Origin of the sequence: Paracoccus caeni, assembly GCF_016629665.1 — a bacterium.
GTDB lineage: Bacteria > Pseudomonadota > Alphaproteobacteria > Rhodobacterales > Rhodobacteraceae > Paracoccus > Paracoccus caeni.
This window is the reverse complement of sequence record NZ_JAEPRQ010000002.1, coordinates 329,404-343,796: the sequence shown is the minus strand read 5'-3', so window position 1 is coordinate 343,796 and position 14,393 is coordinate 329,404. Positions and strand designations below refer to the sequence as shown.

General features: G+C 63.3%; 18 protein-coding genes. 7 read left to right on the top strand and 11 right to left on the bottom strand.

Annotated elements, in window-relative coordinates; genetic code table 11:
* Positions 1-138: 138 nt before the first annotated feature.
* From JJJ17_RS08470 to JJJ17_RS08460, 3 genes are all read left to right on the top strand, one after another.
* A complete protein-coding gene (locus JJJ17_RS08470) occupies positions 139-1,563 on the top strand; it encodes an alkaline phosphatase D family protein (protein WP_200685391.1) in 1,425 nt (474 codons plus the stop codon).
* Positions 1,564-1,692: 129 nt separating this feature from the next.
* A complete protein-coding gene (locus tag JJJ17_RS08465) occupies positions 1,693-2,115 on the top strand; it encodes an OsmC family protein (protein WP_200685388.1) in 423 nt (140 codons plus the stop codon).
* Positions 2,115-2,957, top strand: coding sequence for a transglutaminase-like domain-containing protein (locus tag JJJ17_RS08460; protein WP_200685386.1), 843 nt, complete (start codon positions 2,115-2,117; stop codon positions 2,955-2,957). Before JJJ17_RS08465 ends, JJJ17_RS08460 begins: the two co-directional genes overlap by 1 nt.
* Position 2,958: 1 nt before the next feature.
* On the opposite strand, the gene JJJ17_RS08455 is transcribed toward JJJ17_RS08460, so the two are convergent.
* Both JJJ17_RS08455 and JJJ17_RS08450 read right to left on the bottom strand, forming a co-directional pair.
* Positions 2,959-3,450, bottom strand: a complete 492-nt coding sequence (locus JJJ17_RS08455; RefSeq protein WP_200685384.1) for a GFA family protein — start codon at positions 3,448-3,450, stop codon at positions 2,959-2,961.
* Positions 3,451-3,482: 32 nt separating this feature from the next.
* Complete coding sequence (locus JJJ17_RS08450; protein WP_200685382.1) at positions 3,483-4,682, bottom strand: deoxyguanosinetriphosphate triphosphohydrolase; 1,200 nt, start codon at positions 4,680-4,682, stop codon at positions 3,483-3,485.
* Between the two features lie 77 nt (positions 4,683-4,759).
* Between JJJ17_RS08450 and JJJ17_RS08445 the strand changes: the two genes are divergently transcribed.
* A complete protein-coding gene (locus tag JJJ17_RS08445) occupies positions 4,760-5,083 on the top strand; it encodes a HesB/IscA family protein (protein WP_200685381.1) in 324 nt (107 codons plus the stop codon).
* Positions 5,084-5,147: 64 nt separating this feature from the next.
* Here JJJ17_RS08445 and JJJ17_RS08440 read toward each other — a convergent pair whose 3' ends face one another.
* The gene (locus JJJ17_RS08440; protein WP_200685380.1) at positions 5,148-5,570 is read right to left on the bottom strand and encodes a hypothetical protein; all 423 of its coding nucleotides are present in this window, start codon (positions 5,568-5,570) and stop codon (positions 5,148-5,150) included.
* Positions 5,571-5,645: 75 nt separating this feature from the next.
* Here JJJ17_RS08440 and hemF point away from each other — a divergent pair, with 75 nt between their 5' ends.
* On the top strand, positions 5,646-6,500 hold the full coding sequence (hemF, locus tag JJJ17_RS08435) for an oxygen-dependent coproporphyrinogen oxidase (RefSeq protein WP_200685379.1): 855 nt from the start codon (positions 5,646-5,648) through the stop codon (positions 6,498-6,500).
* Positions 6,501-6,562: 62 nt separating this feature from the next.
* Here the strand turns inward: hemF and JJJ17_RS08430 are convergent, their stop codons facing one another.
* Both JJJ17_RS08430 and JJJ17_RS08425 read right to left on the bottom strand, forming a co-directional pair.
* Positions 6,563-6,967, bottom strand: coding sequence for a hypothetical protein (locus JJJ17_RS08430; protein ID WP_200685378.1), 405 nt, complete (start codon positions 6,965-6,967; stop codon positions 6,563-6,565).
* A gap of 68 nt (positions 6,968-7,035) precedes the next feature.
* Positions 7,036-7,488, bottom strand: a complete 453-nt coding sequence (locus JJJ17_RS08425) for an Lrp/AsnC family transcriptional regulator (RefSeq protein WP_200685377.1) — start codon at positions 7,486-7,488, stop codon at positions 7,036-7,038.
* Positions 7,489-7,576: 88 nt separating this feature from the next.
* Here JJJ17_RS08425 and JJJ17_RS08420 point away from each other — a divergent pair, with 88 nt between their 5' ends.
* The gene (locus JJJ17_RS08420) at positions 7,577-8,164 is read left to right on the top strand and encodes a LysE family translocator (protein WP_200685376.1); all 588 of its coding nucleotides are present in this window, start codon (positions 7,577-7,579) and stop codon (positions 8,162-8,164) included.
* A gap of 5 nt (positions 8,165-8,169) precedes the next feature.
* Here JJJ17_RS08420 and JJJ17_RS08415 read toward each other — a convergent pair whose 3' ends face one another.
* Positions 8,170-9,042, bottom strand: a complete 873-nt coding sequence (locus JJJ17_RS08415) for a DMT family transporter (protein WP_200685374.1) — start codon at positions 9,040-9,042, stop codon at positions 8,170-8,172.
* Entirely contained in the window at positions 9,039-10,067 is a 1,029-nt protein-coding gene (hemE, locus tag JJJ17_RS08410; protein WP_200685372.1) for a uroporphyrinogen decarboxylase, read from the bottom strand. The genes JJJ17_RS08415 and hemE overlap by 4 nt, the downstream gene beginning before the upstream one ends.
* 74 nt (positions 10,068-10,141) lie before the next feature.
* Between hemE and hemC the strand changes: the two genes are divergently transcribed.
* Positions 10,142-11,083 carry a hydroxymethylbilane synthase gene (hemC, locus tag JJJ17_RS08405; protein WP_200685370.1) on the top strand — a complete coding sequence of 314 codons (942 nt, stop codon included), beginning with the start codon at positions 10,142-10,144 and terminating at the stop codon, positions 11,081-11,083.
* Between the two features lie 45 nt (positions 11,084-11,128).
* On the opposite strand, the gene lexA is transcribed toward hemC, so the two are convergent.
* The 4 genes from lexA to trpC form a co-directional block, all read right to left on the bottom strand.
* Entirely contained in the window at positions 11,129-11,845 is a 717-nt protein-coding gene (lexA, locus tag JJJ17_RS08400; protein ID WP_200685368.1) for a transcriptional repressor LexA, read from the bottom strand.
* A 92-nt stretch (positions 11,846-11,937) separates the two neighbouring features.
* Positions 11,938-13,119, bottom strand: coding sequence for a molybdopterin molybdotransferase MoeA (locus JJJ17_RS08395; RefSeq protein WP_200685366.1), 1,182 nt, complete (start codon positions 13,117-13,119; stop codon positions 11,938-11,940).
* Positions 13,116-13,589, bottom strand: a complete 474-nt coding sequence (moaC, locus tag JJJ17_RS08390) for a cyclic pyranopterin monophosphate synthase MoaC (RefSeq protein WP_200685364.1) — start codon at positions 13,587-13,589, stop codon at positions 13,116-13,118. The genes JJJ17_RS08395 and moaC overlap by 4 nt, the downstream gene beginning before the upstream one ends.
* Positions 13,586-14,389 (bottom strand): indole-3-glycerol phosphate synthase TrpC, encoded by an 804-nt coding sequence (gene trpC / locus JJJ17_RS08385; RefSeq protein WP_200685362.1) that lies wholly within the window; start codon positions 14,387-14,389, stop codon positions 13,586-13,588. The genes moaC and trpC overlap by 4 nt, the downstream gene beginning before the upstream one ends.
* Between the last annotated feature and the right edge of the window lie 4 nt (positions 14,390-14,393).

The following is a 14,393-nucleotide window of genomic DNA, read 5'->3' as shown; positions in this document are numbered from 1 at the left end:
TGCCCAAAGTCCGGGCAGGGTCTCAGCAATTTGTCGCGAATGCGATGCAGATTTCCGCCGCTCTGATGACGCGGTGGCTGTAATGCGGCCTGCCACCGCATATCTGTGCCTGCGACATGAAGCTGTGAGGCCCCGATTTTGAGCGTTGCCCCTAGCACCCGCCACGCCGGTCCCATCCTGCATTTTCGCGGTTGCGATCCAGACGGGTTACGCCTTGCGGCGGTGCATATCCTTCCCGAAACAGAGCCGGCCCCGGCGGCGATCCGAACAGCAACCACAGAGGTGACGCCCCGGTTGCTGACCACCCTGGACGGTCTGAACCTGTGGCGGCATGATTTCACCCTGACGGCGGATGAGGGCGGTTATGATCTGGGCGGGCGGTTTCATCCGGTCGTGACACGTCTTGAGGGCGATATGCGTATCGCCTTCGTCTCCTGCAATGGCGAGGAAAACGGCGATCTCGACCGCGACTCGGCCGAACGGAATCTGATGTGGGCGCGGCTGGCCGAGGAACACACGGCGCGGCCCTTTGCGGTGCTGTTGCAGGGCGGCGATCAGATCTATGCCGATGAGGCAACCTATGACCACCCGTTGACCGCCGACTGGCCCGACAAACTGCCGGACAATGCCTCGCCCGCCGATCTGGAGGATCTGGCCGACCATCTGACCGCGCGCTTCGTGGAACGCTATATGCAGGTGCTGGCGGCAGAGGCGTCGGCGGGGTTGCTTGCCTCGGTCCCGACGCTGTCGATCTGGGACGATCACGATATCTGCGATGGCTGGGGTTCGCTGCGGGAAAAGGTGACGCGCTCAGCGGTGGGGCAGGTGCTGTTCACGGTGGCGCGGCGGATGTATCTGCTGTTTCAGCATGGCGCGGTCGAAGAGGATATTCCCGATCTCTTCATGGACGCGACCGGCAAGTCGCTCAGCTGGCGGCGGAATCTTCCGGGGCTGACGATCTTCGCCCCCGATCTTCGCTCGGAACGCAATCGCAAGCGGATCATGGGCCCGGCAGGATGGCTTGCGGTCGAGGATTTACAGCCCTCGGGCGGGCATACGTTCATGGTCTCCAGCGTTCCCCTGCTGGGGCCGCGGCTGTCGCTGCTGGAGACGCTGATGATGGCGATCCCGCGCATGCAGCATTACGAGGATGATCTGCGCGACCAGTGGCAAAGCCATGCCCATCGCGAGGAATGGCGGCGGATGCTGCGCGAGGTTCTGCGGATGCGCCGCGATGCCCCGTTCACGGTGCTGTCGGGCGAAATCCATCTGGCGACGCGGGCCGAGATGGTCCCCGAAGAGACGCTGATCAACCAGCTTGTCGCATCGGGCATTTCGCATCGCGCGCCGCCCAAGGCCTATGCGCGCTGTCTGGGCCTTTTCGCCGGGTTGGGCGAGGCGCCGTTGACCGGGCATCCGATCCGCATCAGGCCGCTGCCGGGACAGAAGCACCGCTATGTGGCGCAGCGCAATTTTTTGACTCTTGACCGGCAGGACAGGCACTGGTCCGCGGTGTGGAATCTTGAGGAAGACGGGCCGACGCCGCCGCTGGCGCTGGACTGACGCGGGAACGGGCAGAAGCGCGGTTGCCGGGCGCAGAATCCGCGTTCCCAACCGATTTAACATAAGTCGTCTGAACCCTTGCCCCTCTGCCCGCGTTGGCCCGGCAGTCAGCATATAAAGGAGACGACCATGTTCACGCGCAGCGGATCGGCAAAATGGCAGGGCGGTCTGAAGGATGGCACGGCGACGGTTTCGACCCAGTCGGGCGCGCTTCAGGATCAACCTTATGGCTTCGGCAGACGCTTCGGCGATGAGCCCGGCACCAATCCAGAGGAACTGGTCGGCGCGGCGCATGCCTCGTGTTTTTCCATGGCTCTGGCAAAGATGCTTGAGGATGCCGGAATCGGCGGGGTGACTATCGAGACCACCTCCAAGGTCACCTTGGCGCAGGATGGCGATGGTTTCACCATCACCAAGGCGCATCTGGTCACCACGATCTCGGGCGATGGCGACAAGGCCCAGATCGAGGATATCGCGCAGAAGGCCAAGGCAGGTTGCCCGGTCTCGAAGCTGATGAATGCCGAAGTGACGATGGACGCCACGGTGGCATGATGCTGCTGCGGGTCGGTCACCGGATCACCATTCGGACCCAGCAGGATACTCCGCTGATTTGCATGGTAACGCCGCATGTATCGCGGCATGACGATTACACAGCGCCGGAGAAGATGCAGACCGACCCGCAAGTGCCGGTTCACAGCTATTTCGACGCCTATGGCAATATCTGCCGCCGTCTGGTCGCGCCTGCCGGGCTGTTCACGCTGTCAAGCGACATCACCCTGCGGGATGACGGCGCGCGCGATCCGGTGGATTACGCCGCCGAGGAATGGCAGGTCGAGGCTTTGCCCGATGAGGCGCTGAAGTTTCTGGTAAGCTCTCGCTACGTCGAAAGCGACCTGATCTCGCAGGAGGCATGGGATCGCTTTGGCGCGGTGCCAGCAGGCTGGCAGCGGGTGCAGGCGGTGGTGGATCATGTCCATTCCCATCTGCGCTTCGATTATCAGAATGCCAGCGCCACCCGCACCGCGATGAATGCCAATTACGAAGGCGTCGGCGTCTGTCGCGATTTCGCCCATCTGGCGCTGGCCTATCTCAGGGCGCTGAACATCCCCGCCCGTTATGTGAACGGATATCTGGGCGATATCGGGATTCCGCCGGTCGATGACCCGATGGATTTCTGCGCCTGGATCGAGGTGTTTCTGGGTGGCCGTTGGTGGACCTTCGACCCCCGCAACAACCAGCGCCGGATTGGCCGGGTGGTGATCGCGCGCGGGCATGACGCGGCGGATGTGCCGCTGATGAACAGCTTCGGGCAGCATTATCTGGAAGATTTCACCGTCTGGTGCCACCCCGTCGATCAGCAGGGGAATGAGCTGGACGGGATGCTGTTCGCCTAGATCAGTGGTGCTGCGCCTGTCCGGGCGCGTCGCCATCCTCCCACAGCCCGGCAAATTCCTGCATCAGCGGGGCATAATCCTCGGTCGGCGGGAAGCCATCGAACTGGTGGCGCGCCGGGGTGGCGGCCCATGGCAGCTTTTCAGAGACGAACGTGTCGATGAAGGGTTCGAACCATGAGGCATCGGCAAGCATGGTCGGGCGCAGGTTGACGAAGGCGTCGACGCCAGTGATCCGCGTGAACATCCAGGTCATGCATTCGGGGCAGAACATGTGATCAAGCCCGGGGCTGCGCAGTCCTCCGACGACCGGCTCTCCACGCGTCACGGTGAACGCCGTGCCGGGGATCATCGCGGTCAGGGAAAAGGCGCTGCCCGACATGGACTGGCAGCCGGTGCAATGGCAGGCGGCGGTCATGATCGGCAGGGCATCGATGCGGATATGGATGCGCCCACAGCGGCATGCACCCTCCATCGGCAGTTCCGGTCGTTTCATTCTGTCCCCCCCTTCGCGTCCTCCGAAGCGGACTATGCCTCCTGATCGGGCGGGGGCGCAAGCGGACCGGGCGTGGTAGGAAACAGCCGCTGGTGTTCCGCAATCGCATAGCGGTCGGTCATTCCCGCCACATAATCCAGCACGATCCGCGCCCGGTGAACCTCATCCGGCGCGATCTTTGCGGCGTCGCGCCATTGCGGTGGCAACTGGTCGGGCTGTTGCAGGAACAGCGGGAACATCTCGTTCAGGATGCGGGTGACGGTGACCCGTTCCTCGACCACCGAGGGGGCGCGATACATGCGGGTGAACAGGAAGGACTTGATCGCCTTGATGTTCTGATAAAGCGGCTTCGAAAAGCGGATGATCGGGCCGTCCATGTGGCGGATGTCCTCGACCGATTGCGGTTGCAGCGCGATCAGCCGGTTCCTTGCGACATGGATCACGTCCTCGACCATGACACCGAACACACGGCGCAACGCCTCGTGTCGGCGGCGCATGCGGTCAAGGCCGGGATGCAGGAAATCGACCCGGGCGAAAGCCTCGCCCACGACGGGTAATTCGGCCAGTTCCTCTTCGGTGAAAAGCTCTGCCCGCAAGCCGTCATGAAGATCGTGGTGGTTATAGGCCACGTCGTCGGCGACTGCCGCCACCTGCGCCTCGGCGCTGGCATTGGTGTGAAGCTCCAGATCCCATTCTGCGTTCACCTCGGCCAGCGCATAGGGCAGATCGCCGGTGACAGGACCATTATGCTTGGCGATGCCCTCCAGCGCCTCCCATGTCAGGTTGAGACCGTCGAAATCGGCGTAATGCCGTTCAAGACGGGTGACGATCCGCAGCGCCTGCGCATTGTGATCGAAGCCGCCATAAGGGGCCATCAACTCGGCCAGCGCATCCTCGCCCGTATGGCCGAAGGGGGGGTGGCCAAGGTCATGGGCCAAAGCCACCGTCTCGGCCAGATCGGTGTTCAGGTTCAGCGCCCCGGCAATGGTGCGGGCGACCTGTGCCACCTCGATCGTGTGGGTCAGGCGGGTGCGGAAATAATCGCCGCGATAGGCGTCGCCGTCATGTTCGACGAAGACCTGCGTCTTGTGTTTCAGGCGGCGGAAGGCAGAGGAATGGATGATCCGGTCGCGGTCGCGTTGCCAGGGCGAGCGGAAAGTGGACATACGTTCCTGCCACAGACGACCACGGCTGGCATCGGGTTGGCAGGCAAAGGGCGCGAGGGATGTCACTTGATACGGGGCCTTCCTTGCGGGACATGCGCGGCGAGCCTATATTCTGTATCCGACGACGAAAACGGGAACGCCCCATGAACCTGCCTCCGAAAGTCACCGAACGCGCCTTTGCCCGTCTGGCCGAGATCAATGACGGCGGCGATATCCGCGCCTTGCGGGTTGCCGTCTCTGGTGGCGGCTGTTCGGGTTTCCAATATGACATCCGTTTCGACGATGCCGAATCCGATGATCTGGTGCTGGAAGGCGGCGGCCAGAAGGTTCTGGTCGATCCGGTCTCGCTGCCCTATCTGGCGGGCGCGACCATCGATTTCGAGGACGAACTGATCGGTGCGCGGTTCATCATCGACAACCCGAACGCTTCTTCAAGCTGCGGCTGCGGAACGTCCTTCTCGATCTGAGTCGAGAAAGCCCTGACCCCGGAAAGCCTGACCCTAGAATGCGCGGCGCGTTCCGCTCATTCTTTCAGCCCTGTTCTTCCTCTGGATAGGCGGCCTTGCAGGCCTGCACCACCTGTGCCGCGCGGCCTGACAAGGCTTCCTTGCGCTGTGACAGGTTGGCACGCTTGCGCTCTTCCACGGCAGGATCGATCGGCACCCGGTAACGCTCGGTCTCGATACGATCGCGCCAGCACGGCTCATAGCCGACATGGGCATTGCCGTCCTTGTCACGATAGACCCTGCGGCATTGGGTCAGGTGGTCGCGGACGACCTGCCGCTCTTCCCAGGCATAGCCGCGCGCCAGATTACCCTCGACCTCGGCCAGCAATCGGCTGATCGTGCGATATTCGTCGGTATTGCGGCTGATGCAGCGTTCCTGCGGCGTGCCGCAGGCGGTCAGAAGCAGCGGCAGAACGGCAACTGCGACAAAGGTGATGTTGCGGGGCATGGCGGGTCTCATTACAGCTTTTCGCGAAAGTTACGCCGGGCGGGATCGCTTGGCAATGAAAGCACGGAGCGTCGTATGGACGAACAACGCCAAATGGCTGCCCTCTGGTTCCGCGAACTGCGCGACAGAATCACCTCTGCCTTCGAGGCGGTCGAGGATCGCGGCCCCGGTGACGCGCCGGTCGGACGGTTCGTGATCACCCCGACCGAGCGGGGCGAGAATGGCGGCGGCGGGCTGATGTCGGTCCTGCGCGACGGCCGCGTGTTCGAGAAGGTCGGCGTCAACTGGTCCGAGGTGCATGGTGAATTGTCGCCGCGAGCGCAGGCTGCAATGGCTGCACGCGGTGTGCCGGGCATGGACAGCGATCCGCGCTTCTGGGCTTCCGGGATCAGTCTGGTCGCGCATATGCAGAACCCGCATGCGCCCGCCGTCCATATGAATACCCGCATGTTCTGGACGCCGCATGCATGGTGGTTCGGCGGCGGATCTGACCTGAACCCCTGCATCGAGTACCCCGAGGATACCGCGCATTTCCACGCTGCGCTGAAATCCGCCTGTGACGCTCATGCGGTCGATTATTATGACCGCTTCAAGGCGTGGGCGGACGAATATTTCTTCATCCCGCATCGCGGTCGCGCGCGCGGTGTCGGCGGTATCTTTTATGACGATCTGAACAGCGGCGACTGGTCCGCCGATTTCGCCTTCACCCGCGCCGTGGGCGAGGCGTTCCTGCCCGCCTTCCTGCCCTTGGCCGAGGCGCATATGGCGCAGCCCTTCACCGAGGCCGACAAGGAGACCCAGTTGATCCATCGCGGGCTCTATGCCGAATACAATCTGGTCTATGACCGGGGCACGAAATTCGGGTTGGAGACCGGGCATAACCCGGATGCGGTGCTGATGAGCCTGCCGCCAACGGCGAAATGGCCGTGATGTATCCTTACAGTGTCGGCGGCGCCCTTCCATCGGTCGGGCACCGCCTTTGCAATCCTTGATTACTGATTGCTGCTGATCGTCATGTCGCCATTGGCGTCATAGGTCATCTGCTCGACAACGACCTGCTCGCCCGCGCGTTCGATCTCGATCGTGCCGCCCGCCGCCGCGATCCCGCCACGGCAGGTGGCGCTGAAGGAAACCAGCCCATCGGCCGGACCCTCGCCATAGGTCGCCAGTTCGCCGTCATTGCAAAGCGATTTCAACTGTTCGCGCACCTCTTCGGCGGTAAAGCCCTGCGGGTTATATTGTCCGGTCAGCTTGCCGTCGGTGATCCGGGCCGAGAAGAAATTCGGATTGCTGGACGCGGGCGATCCCCCGCAACCGGCCAGCACAAGGCCGGAAGCCAGCAGGATGCCGGTCAGCCCGGCGCGGCGAAGGGAAAGGCGTTTTTCGGAAATAGCCATGATGTCTCACTTTCGATAAAGAACACGGGTTCGTGACCTATCATGGCCCAAACCCGCGTCAATGGCGACTAGGCGCGTTCGTCCTTGGGGCTGCCCATCACCACATGCGTCGTGATCGTCGCGATCCACGCAAAGGCGCCCAGAACGTCGTTGTGAAACTGCTTATAGGCCGCCAGATCGGCCACCTCGACCCGCAGCAGATATTCGACCGTTCCAGTGATGTTATGGCATTCGCGAACGGCGGGCGCAGCAAGGCAGGCGCGTTCGAAGGATCGCTGCGCTTCGTTCGAATGACGCGACAAGCCGACCGCGACATAGGCGACGAAGCCGATATTGCGGGCTTGCGGACTGATGACGGCGCGATAGCCGCCGATGATACCGCGACGCTCCAGCTCTTGCACCCGACGAAGGCAGGCCGAAGGGGACAGCCCGACGCGGGCTGCCAATTCAGTATTGGGCAGGCGGCCATCACGGCGAAGTTCCTGCAATATTCGCTCGGTTATGCGGCTTTCATTCGTCATTGATTGCAATATTTGCACAGTAACGGCGATTTTTGCAATCATGGTGATGGGTGATCGACGTATTGTTGCGCTCTACGGAGTGAACACCATGAATGCTGATCTTTTGCTTGCCCTGACGGGCTTTGCCTTCGTCACCTCGGCCACGCCGGGACCGAACAATATGATGCTGATGGCCTCGGGGGCGAATTTCGGCATGCGCCGGACGGTGCCGCATATGCTGGGCGTGTCGCTTGGCTTTGGCGCCATGGTCGCGGTTCTGGGGCTGGGCGTTGATCAGATCATCGCCCGTTCGCCATTGCTGGCGGAAACGCTGAAATGGGTCAGTATGGGATATATGCTGTGGCTGGCATGGAAGATCGCGACGGCGGCTGCGCCGAAAGAGGGCGAGGGCAGCGGCAGGCCGATGACTTTCCTGCAGGCATCGGCGTTTCAATGGGTTAACCCGAAGGCATGGGCCATGGCGCTTGGCGCGCTGTCAGCCTATGCGGCGGGGGTGGGTGGCGCGCTGGTGGTGGCGCTGGTTTTCGCGGTGGTGAACCTGCCGACGGTGTCGGTCTGGGCGGCCATGGGTCTGGCCGTCCGCAGCCTTCTGGCGACGCCGCTTCGGCTGCGGCTGTTCAACGGGGTGATGGCGGTGTTGCTGGTCGTCTCGATGCTGCCGGTTCTGTTCGGCTGAGCCGGTCAGGCGACGGCGAGCAGCCAGCCGACCCCGACCACGATCAACGCCATCCCGGCAAGTTGCAGCGGGTTGGCCTTTTGCCGCAGCAAGCGACCCGACAGGATCTGCGCCATCACCACCTCGACCAGTGCCAGCGTGCGGACATTTGCAGCCGGCGTCAGCGCAAATCCAATGAACCAGAAGAGCGAGGCAAACGCCCCAAGCGCCCCCGCCGCCACCGACACGCGCCAGTCTTCGGCGATGCCGCGCAGCGCAGCCCGGTCGCGCCACACCATCCAGAGCAGCATGACCGCGGCCTGAAGCGCCAGCGTCAGGACCAGCACAGTCAGCGCCCGGATGAAGAAACCGCCTTCGGGCAGGGCAAGGATCGCACCGCGAAACCCGATTGACGACAGCCCGAACAATGCGCCCGAGGTCACTCCGGTCAGCACCGGCGACAGGCTGGCCCGCGACCAGTTCGCACCCGAGGCCATGACAACCCCAATGGTCGCCAGCAGGATCGCGCCCATCCGCGCCGGTCCAAGCGGCTCGGCCAGAATGATCGCGCCGATAATGGCCAGCGTCACCGGCTCGGTCTTCATCAGCGCGGTGGCGACGCCGAAACTTTGTCCGCGCATAGTGATCAGCATGAAGGCGGTAGCGGCGATCTGCGCCGCTGCGCCGATAGCGGTGTAGCCCAGAACGGTGGCGTCGGGTCGTGGCACCGGCAGCCAGATCGCGGCGATCAGCAGGGTCAGCAGCGCAAAGGGCAGGCCGAAGACGAACCGCACCGCGGTCGCCCCAATGGTGCCGATCCGCGTGGTCAGCCCGGCCTGCGCCGCGTTCCGCGCAGTCTGTGCGGTTGCCGCGATCAGGGTGGCGGCGACCCAGATCATGCGCTGCGCACGGCCTCGATCATGGCGGCGACATTGTCGGGATCTGCGTCGGGGGTGATGCCGTGGCCGAGGTTGAAGATATGCGGACCGCCCCGGAAGGCGCGGGTGATCCGCTGCGCTTCCGCGATCAGCTCGGGGCCGCCGGTCACCATATGCTGTGGCGCAAGATTGCCCTGCACGCAGCCGGTGCTTTGCACATTGGCTGCCGCCCATTCCGCACTGACCGAATTGTCCAGCGCCACGCAATCCGCGCCGGTCGCCTGCGCAAAGCCGATATAGCGGTCGCCCGCCTCACGCGGGAAGGCGATGATAGGGGTGTCCGGGTGGCGCTGTTTCAGGGCGGCGATGATACGGCGGGCGGGGGCGATGGCGAAATCGTCAAAATCCTGACCTTTGAGGCTGCCAGCCCAGCTATCGAACAGCTTCACCACTTCCGCACCCGCCTCGATCTGGGCGGAAAGGTAAAGGATTGTCGCCTCGGTAATGCGATCAATTAGGGTGGTGAAGGCGGCGCGATCCGCGTTCTTCAGCACATGGGCGGGACCTTGGTCGGGGGTGCCGCGACCGGCGATCATATAGGTGGCGACGGTCCAGGGCGCGCCTGCAAAACCGATCAGCGCGGTCTCTGGCGGTAGCTCTTTGGACAGGATTCGGACGGTTTCATAGACCGGAGCCAGCCGGTCATGGATCGCATCCGCCGGACGGAGGGCGGAGAGGTCTTCCGGGCTGGTGATGGTGGAAAGGCGCGGGCCTTCGCCGGTCACGAACCACAGATCGGCGCCAAGCGCCTGAGGGATCAGTAGAATATCGGCAAACAGGATCGCCGCGTCGAAGCCGAAGCGACGGATCGGTTGCAGGGTCACCTCGGCGGCCAGATCCGGGTTGTAGCAAAGCGACAGGAAATCGCCTGCCTTCTCGCGGGTGGCGCGGTATTCGGGCAGATAGCGACCGGCCTGTCGCATCATCCAGATCGGCGGGGTGGGCAGGGTTTCCTGGGCCAACGCGCGCAGCAGCAATTTGGTCATGGCGTCTCCTTGGGTTTCTTCAAGGCGAGGGGCGGGGCGTTGTCAAGCCGCAGCCCTGCGGCTATTCACCAGACATGACCCAGATGCCCGACAAATCCCGCCCGCTGAAGATCGGCACCCGAGGCTCGGCCCTTGCGCTGGCGCAGGCGGATGAGACCCGCGACCGGCTGATGGCGGCGCATAATCTGCCCGCCGATGCGTTCCAGATCGTGCCGATCAAGACGACCGGCGACCGGATCACCGACCGATCCTTGCGCGATGCCGGGGGGAAAGGGCTGTTCACCCGCGAGATCGAGGATGCGCTGGCGGCGGGTGAGATCGACATTGCGGTGCATTCGATGAAGGATATGCCGACGCTGCAGCCGGGCGGTTTGATCATCGATTGCCTTTTGCCGCGAGAGGATGTGCGGGACGCCTTTGTCAGCCCGCATCACACTTCTATAGCGGATCTGCCGGAAGGCGCGGTCGTGGGATCGTCGTCCTTGCGCAGGCGCGCGCAACTGGCGCATCGCCGCCCGGATCTGCAATTGGTCGAGTTTCGTGGCAATGTGCAGACCCGGTTGAAGAAGCTGGAAGACGGGGTGGCCGTCGCGACCTTCCTTGCGATGGCGGGGTTGAGCCGTCTTGATATGCTGCATGTCGCGCGCGGACCGATTGATCCCTCGGATATGCTGCCCGCAGTGGCACAAGGTGCGATTGGCGTCGAGCGGCGCGAAGATGATCCGGTGATCGCCGCCCTGCTGGCATCGATCCATCACGTCGAAACCGGGCAGCGGATCGTGGCGGAGCGTGCCTATCTGGCGCGGTTGGACGGATCTTGCCAGACACCGATTGCCGGACTGGCAGAGATCGTCGATGGCAAGCTGGTCCTGTTGGGCGAAATCCTGCGGCCTGACGGATCGGAAGCCATTCGCGGGCGGCGTGAAGGTGAAATTTCGGACGGTATCGATATGGGCTTCGATCTGGCCGAGGACCTTTTGTCGCAGGCCGGTCCTGACTTCATCCGAACCACCTAAACGTAATGATCGGGTCGCGGTGTTTTCAGCCGCGCTTTATCAATATCAATAGCTGCGGATCAGGCCAACCAGCCGACCCTGCACCCTGACGCTTTCTTCGGGCAGGATACGGGTTTCATAGGCAGGATTGGCTGCCTCAAGCGCGATCATCGCACCACGGCGGCGGTAGCGTTTCAGCGTCGCTTCATGCCCTTCCACCAGCGCCACGATGATATCGCCATTATCTGCGGTATTCTGTTCGCGGATCACCACCACATCGCCATCGTTGATCCCGGCTTCAATCATCGAATCGCCTTTGACCTCAAGCGCATAGTGGGAATCGCGGCCAGACAGCATGCTGCCGGGCACCGCGATATGGTGCGAGATTTCCGAAATCGCCTCGATCGGCACACCGGCGGCGATCCGACCCATAACCGGCAGTTCCACCGCAGCGCTTTCGACCACATCGACCGACGCGCGGGGCCGCGCCGCCGCAGGGCGTTCATTCGAGATCACGCGCGGCTGAAAACCACCCGCCGCGTCCTTGCCGGGCTTTGGATTGGCCAGCGAATCCGGCAGCCGCACGATTTCCAGCGCACGGGCGCGGTGGGGCAGGCGGCGGATAAAGCCGCGTTCCTCAAGCGCCGTGACCAGCCGGTGAATGCCGGATTTCGACCGCAGGTCCAGCGCATCCTTCATCTCGTCAAAGGAAGGGGGAACCCCGTCACGCGCCATGCGGTGTTGGATGAATTCCAATAGCTGAATCTGTTTTCTGGTCAGCATTATCGTCACCCTTGCTTCGGCATGTTCCATGAATGTTCTAACCCAACTGACGAATCACGTCAACAAAAGACCAGAACCATGTGAAGAAGCAGTTAACGGGGCCGCAGCGGCAGGAAATCGACCATCTCGCCAGCCTTTCGGGCCGGATCGTGCGTTGGGCGGATCAGCAGGGCATCGGCCTGCGACATCAGTGCCAGCCGCGCGGAATCTTGATCCGAAAATGGGGTCAGAAGCGGCAGATCGTCACCATCGGCAAGGGTGGCGCGCTGATAATGCTGGCGGTCGCCTTCGGGGCCAAGATCAACCGCCAGACGGGCGCGGCGCGGGTGCAGGCCGGGGGGAAGTCCCTGCATCGCGCGGATCAGGGGTTGCATGAATAAGGTGCCGCAAACAATTGCCGAGACTGGATTTCCCGGCAGTCCAAGCATGGCGGATTTGCCTAGCATACCTGCCATCAACGGCTTGCCCGGACGCATGGCGAGTTTATAGAAAGCGCGCTCCATCCCCAGATCGGCGGCGACCTTGCCGACCAGATCATGATCGCCGACCGAGGCGCCGCCGATGGTCACGATCAGGTCCGCGTTCGACGCCGCCGCAAAGCTGTCGCGCAGGCTTTGTTCGGTGTCGCGGGCGATCGGAAGAATTTGCGGGATGCCACCGGCCTCGGCCACCAAAGCGGCGATGGCGAGATCGTTGGACGAGATGATTTGCCCCTCATTCGGGGTCTGACCGGGCGGAATCAACTCGTCACCGCCTGCCAGAATGGCGACGCGCGGGGCACGGGCAACGGTAATTTCGGGGATATTCATTGCGGCCAACAGCCCGATATCGGCGGCATTCAGGCGACGACCGGGGGTGAGGCTGTCGCCTGCTGCGAAATCATTGCCGCGGGCGCGGATATGAGTGCCGGTTTGCCGCTCGGTCACCGTCAGGATATCGCCGTCGCGGTTGGTGTGTTCCTGCATCACCACGCGGTCATAGCCCGCAGGAACCGGCGCGCCGGTGAAAATGCGGATCGCGGTCAGCGGCTCGGGCGTGCCCTGCCACGGATGACCCGCGGCGGATTCGCCAATAATCCGAAGCGGTTGCGACAGATCGGTATCGCGTAGCGCATAGCCGTCCATCGCCGCCGCATCGAAAGGCGGTTGCGTCAGCCGGGCGATGGCAGGTTCCAGCAGAGCGCGGCCAGCGGCATCGGCCAAGGATACCAGTTCGGGCTGCGGCGGGCTTGCCAGCGCCAGAACGCGGGCCAGCGCCTCATCGACGGAAATCACGCCTGCGCCTCGTAAAGCCCGGACTTGCCGCCTTCCTTGCGCAGAAGGCGTATCCCCTCGATCCGCATGGATTTTTCGGCGGCTTTCAGCATGTCATAGATGGTCAGGCAAGCGGTTGTCACCGCCGTCAGCGCCTCCATCTCGACGCCGGTGCGGCCGGTGGTGCGCACCGTTGCTGTGACGCGGATGCCGGGAAGGGTGGCGTCGGGGGTCAGGTCCAGCGCGACCTTGGCGATGGGCAAAGGATGGCAGAGCGGGATCAGGTCAGAGGTGCGTTTCGCGCCCATGATCCCCGCAAGCCGCGCCACGCCCAACACATCGCCTTTGGCCGTGCCGCCTTGGGCAAGCGCCAGCGTTTCCGGCGACATGATGACCAGACCTTCGGCCACGGCCTCGCGTGCGGTTTCCTGTTTGCCCGACACATCGACCATATGCGCCTGACCGGCGCTGTCGAAATGCGTCAGGCTCATGGCGCGGTTTCCGCAGCCACATCAAGGATTTGGCGCGTCGCCGCCGCTACGTCATCCTGCCGCATCAGGCTTTCGCCGATGAGGAAGCGGCTTGCGCCGACCTTTATCATTGCGGCCAGATCCTGCGGGGTGAAAAGCCCGCTTTCGCAGACCACATCGCGATCCGAAGGAATGCGCGGGGCAAGCTGACGGGTGACATCCAGCGTCACCTCGAACGTTTTCAGGTTGCGGTTGTTGATGCCGATCATCGGCGATTTCAGCCGCAGGGCGCGGTCGAGTTCGTCCGCGTCGTGCACCTCGATCAGCGCGTCCATGCCCCAATGGGTCGCGGCGTCTTCCAACTCGGCCGCCAGCGTATCATCGACCGAGGCCATGATGATCAGGATGCAATCGGCCCCCCATGCCCGAGCCTCGGCCACCTGATAGGTGTCGTAGAGGAAATCCTTGCGCAGGGCGGGCAGGTCGCAGGCATCGCGGGCGGCGGTCAGGAATTCAGGCGCGCCCTGAAAGCTGGGCGCATCGGTCAGCACCGACAGACAGGCGGCACCCCCGGTCTGATAGGCGCGGGCCAAAGCGGGCGGATCAAAATCGGGGCGGATCAGGCCCTTCGAGGGGCTGGCCTTCTTTATCTCGGCGATCAGCGCCGGGCCTTGCGCGGCTTTTGCACTGAGCGCTGCGGCGAAACCGCGCGGGACCGAGGCGACGCGGGCGGCGGCCTCTATATCGGCCAGCGGACGTGCGCGCTTCGCAGCGGCGATTTCGTCCAGCTTATAGGCTTTGATCTTGTCCAGAATATCCATGCGA

Excerpts from the sequence above, each read along its gene's own strand:
- hemF (WP_200685379.1), top strand. The coding sequence starts at position 5,646 with ATGGACGAACAACGCCAAATGGCTGCCCTCTGGTTCCGCGAACTGCGC.
- trpC (WP_200685362.1), bottom strand. The coding sequence starts at position 14,389 with ATGGATATTCTGGACAAGATCAAAGCCTATAAGCTGGACGAAATCGCC.
- hemE (WP_200685372.1), bottom strand. The coding sequence starts at position 10,067 with ATGACCAAATTGCTGCTGCGCGCGTTGGCCCAGGAAACCCTGCCCACC.
- moaC (WP_200685364.1), bottom strand. The coding sequence starts at position 13,589 with ATGAGCCTGACGCATTTCGACAGCGCCGGTCAGGCGCATATGGTCGAT.
- JJJ17_RS08465 (WP_200685388.1), top strand. The coding sequence starts at position 1,693 with ATGTTCACGCGCAGCGGATCGGCAAAATGGCAGGGCGGTCTGAAGGAT.
- hemC (WP_200685370.1), top strand. The coding sequence starts at position 10,142 with ATGACCCAGATGCCCGACAAATCCCGCCCGCTGAAGATCGGCACCCGA.
- JJJ17_RS08425 (WP_200685377.1), bottom strand. The coding sequence starts at position 7,488 with ATGACGAATGAAAGCCGCATAACCGAGCGAATATTGCAGGAACTTCGC.
- JJJ17_RS08440 (WP_200685380.1), bottom strand. The coding sequence starts at position 5,570 with ATGCCCCGCAACATCACCTTTGTCGCAGTTGCCGTTCTGCCGCTGCTT.
- JJJ17_RS08430 (WP_200685378.1), bottom strand. The coding sequence starts at position 6,967 with ATGGCTATTTCCGAAAAACGCCTTTCCCTTCGCCGCGCCGGGCTGACC.
- JJJ17_RS08420 (WP_200685376.1), top strand. The coding sequence starts at position 7,577 with ATGAATGCTGATCTTTTGCTTGCCCTGACGGGCTTTGCCTTCGTCACC.
- JJJ17_RS08460 (WP_200685386.1), top strand. The coding sequence starts at position 2,115 with ATGCTGCTGCGGGTCGGTCACCGGATCACCATTCGGACCCAGCAGGAT.
- JJJ17_RS08445 (WP_200685381.1), top strand. The coding sequence starts at position 4,760 with ATGAACCTGCCTCCGAAAGTCACCGAACGCGCCTTTGCCCGTCTGGCC.
- JJJ17_RS08455 (WP_200685384.1), bottom strand. The coding sequence starts at position 3,450 with ATGAAACGACCGGAACTGCCGATGGAGGGTGCATGCCGCTGTGGGCGC.
- lexA (WP_200685368.1), bottom strand. The coding sequence starts at position 11,845 with ATGCTGACCAGAAAACAGATTCAGCTATTGGAATTCATCCAACACCGC.
- JJJ17_RS08415 (WP_200685374.1), bottom strand. The coding sequence starts at position 9,042 with ATGATCTGGGTCGCCGCCACCCTGATCGCGGCAACCGCACAGACTGCG.